The following is a 2824-nucleotide window of genomic DNA, read 5'->3' on the forward strand; positions in this document are numbered from 1 at the left end:
CCCCCAAACCCCTCGACCCGTCCGACTAGAAGCCGACCCGCAAAAAGGTCGGCTTTTTCTTTGGGCGTTCCTGGCCGTTCAGGGCGGCAGCGCCAGGCCGGTGCCCAGAAGCTCCGCGAGATCCCGCGCCGGACGAGCCGCCTCGCGGCCGAGCCGGATGGCAAAGCCGGCCATAGGCAGCGGCGGCAGGTCGAGATCAGGGGACGCTTCCACGATACCGGAATGGGCCAGACGCCGGGTGCGCGGCGTCAGCGCGATGCCGGCATTGACCGCGCTGCGCAGGCCGGCAAGGCTGGAGCTGCCGGCAGCGATGCGGTAGCGGCGGCCGGCGGCGTCGAGTGCATTGAGAGCAGCCTCCCTGAAGCCGCAATAGGGATCGAGCAGCGCCAGCGGCACCACGTCTTGCCGCGTCGCCAAGCCTTTTTCCGAGCAGAGCCACAGCATCGGCTCGCTGATCAGGAACGCTTCATCCGGGGAAGGCGCATGGCGCATGGTGATCGCAAGGTCGAGCTGGCCCGCCTGCAAGGCTGACCCGAGCTCCACGGAGCGGCCGACGCGCAGCTCGATCCTGACGCGCGGATGGCTGGCGGCGAAGGCGCGCAACAGCTCCGGCAGGCCATGATCGGCAAAGTCCTGCGTGGTGCCGATGGCGATGCGGCCGCCGACGCGCGCGCCTTTCAGCGCCAGCCAGGCCTCGGTGTGGACGGCAAGGATGCGCCTGGCATGACCGACAAGGTCCTCGCCGGCAGGCGTCAGCCCGCGCCCACGTCCCTGGGGCGCAAGCAGCGGCTCGCCGACGACCTCCTCCAGCCGCTGCATCTGCGCCGTGACGGCGGATGGGGAGCGGCCAACAGCGGACGCCGCCCTGGCCAGGGAGCCACCATCGACGAAGGCCAGGAAGGTTTTGAGCAGGTCGGGATCGAGAGTTTCCATAATTCGATAATATCGAAGTAATTGTCAAAAACAATTCGATTTTTTTGTCGCATGGCTAGTGGCATGGTCCCTTCATCGGCGGCGCGAAGCCGTCAGAGCGAAGGAGAGAAAAATGCCGATCATCAATGTCAGCGTCACCGGCGAGCCCGACGCAAAGGGTTCCGCCGCGATCGCGAAGGAGATCACCGAGATTACGGCCACGCAACTGCGCAAGGACCCGACCATCACCGCGGTTGCGATCAGCTACGTCGATCCGCAGCACTGGTTCGCCGGCGGCAAGTCGCTGGCCGAGCATGGCACGAGCACCTTCTGGCTCGACATCAAGGTGGTGGACGGCACCAACACCAAGCTCGAGCTCGAAGCGTATCTCAAGGCGATTTTCGACGCCTTCGGCCGCCTGCTCGGCGGCGTCCATGAGGAAAGCTACGCGCTGGTGCATGAGGTTCCGGCGGCGGCCTACGGCTTTGGCGGCAAGAGCCAGGAGTTCCGCTTCATCAGCGGGAGACTGAAGGTGGCGTAGCGGCACGCCTTTCCCCGCTCCCCTGTGCGAGACGGTGGGTCGGCGCGCAGCGTCGAGACGGATGAGAGGTTTTGGAAGAAGGCCTGGAAGAATCGATTGCTTTCAGGCACTTACATATCCAGCGAAGCGATCCGTCCAATACCCTCATCCGTCCGGGCTTCGCTCGGCCACCTTCTCCCGCAAGGGGAGAAGGGAGCGCCCTACCAGCCCCACATTGACCTTGCCCCCACTTCCGCTACCTTCTGCCACCGAAGCGGCCGCGCAAGAGCCGCACCGTGGAGGACGTTGGGAGAGAGCGGCATGATCCTGACATTGGCGCTGCTTGCCGGTCTTGTCTTTGCCTGGCTGCTGATTGGCGTGATCGAAAGGTTCCGGCTCGATCTGCGCTTTACCCAGGCGTTGCTCTACGTGCCGTTCAAGCTCGCCTACCGTATTGCCGACGACCGCATCCGCATTGCCCGCAATGCCCGCACGCCGGTGATCTATGTCGTTTCGCACCAATCGCGCATCGAGCCGGCGCTGATGCTGTCGCTCTTGCCGGACGACACGCTGCACATTCTGGACGAGGCCTCGGCCCGCTCGCCCTGGCTGGAGCCGTGGCGCGAGCTTGCCCGCACCATCGCCTTCAATGCCGAACATCTCTTCGTCAGCCGGCGGCTGGTGCGCGTGCTGAAGGGCAAGGGCCGGCTTGCGGTCTATCTGCCCGACGACGTCGAACCGGACGTCAAGTCGTTCCGGCTGTTCCGCGCCATCACCCGCATCGCCATGCAGGCCGACGCCCGCATCGTGCCGATCTTCGTCGCCGGTGCGCGCGACCTGCCGATGTCGCTGACGCCGGCCGACAAGGCGCCGCGTCACTGGTTCCCGCGCCTGTCGCTCAGCGTGCTGGAACCGATGACCGTGGCCGAGCTGGTGGCTCGCAACCCCGACATGGCGTCGAACACCAACGCCCTGTTCGACCGGTTTGCCGAGGCGCGGCTCTACGGCAGCAATCTCGACCGCGGCCTGTTCCTGGCCATGCGCGACGCGGCGGATCGCGTCGGTGCCTCGCATCCGATCATCGAGGACGTGATTTCGGGCGCGCTCAGCTATCGCAAGATGTTCATCGGCGCGCGCGTGCTCGGCCGCCGCTTCGAGGCGGTGACGGCGCCCGGCGAAGCGGTCGGCCTGCTCCTGCCCAATGCCAATGGCATTGTGCTCTCCTTTGTCGGGCTTATCTCGGCGGCCCGCATCGCGGCGATGATCAACTACACCGCCGGCCCGGCGAGCGTCACCGCCGCGATCCGCACGGCGGTCATTCGCACAGTGGTCTCTTCTCGCGCGTTCATCGAGAAGGCCGCCATCGACGACATCGTCACCGCCGTCGAGGCG

2 protein-coding genes and 1 pseudogene are annotated in these 2824 nt (G+C 66.1%); 2 read left to right on the plus strand and 1 reads right to left on the minus strand.

What is annotated here, in order from left to right; genetic code table 11:
* Positions 1 to 78: 78 nt before the first annotated feature.
* Complete coding sequence (locus tag EOA60_RS26995) at positions 79 to 933, minus strand: LysR substrate-binding domain-containing protein (protein WP_095823657.1); 855 nt, start codon at positions 931 to 933, stop codon at positions 79 to 81.
* A 112-nt stretch (positions 934 to 1045) separates the two neighbouring features.
* Between EOA60_RS26995 and EOA60_RS27000 the strand changes: the two genes are divergently transcribed.
* Positions 1046 to 1453: a 4-oxalocrotonate tautomerase family protein gene (locus EOA60_RS27000; protein WP_067321223.1), complete on the plus strand. Its 408-nt coding sequence runs from the start codon at positions 1046 to 1048 to the stop codon at positions 1451 to 1453.
* Positions 1454 to 1753: 300 nt separating this feature from the next.
* A pseudogene (locus EOA60_RS27005) lies at positions 1754 to 2824 on the plus strand (2-acyl-glycerophospho-ethanolamine acyltransferase); the annotation flags it as partial.

Source organism: Mesorhizobium sp. M1A.F.Ca.IN.020.06.1.1, from assembly GCF_004023265.1.
Lineage (GTDB): Bacteria > Pseudomonadota > Alphaproteobacteria > Rhizobiales > Rhizobiaceae > Mesorhizobium.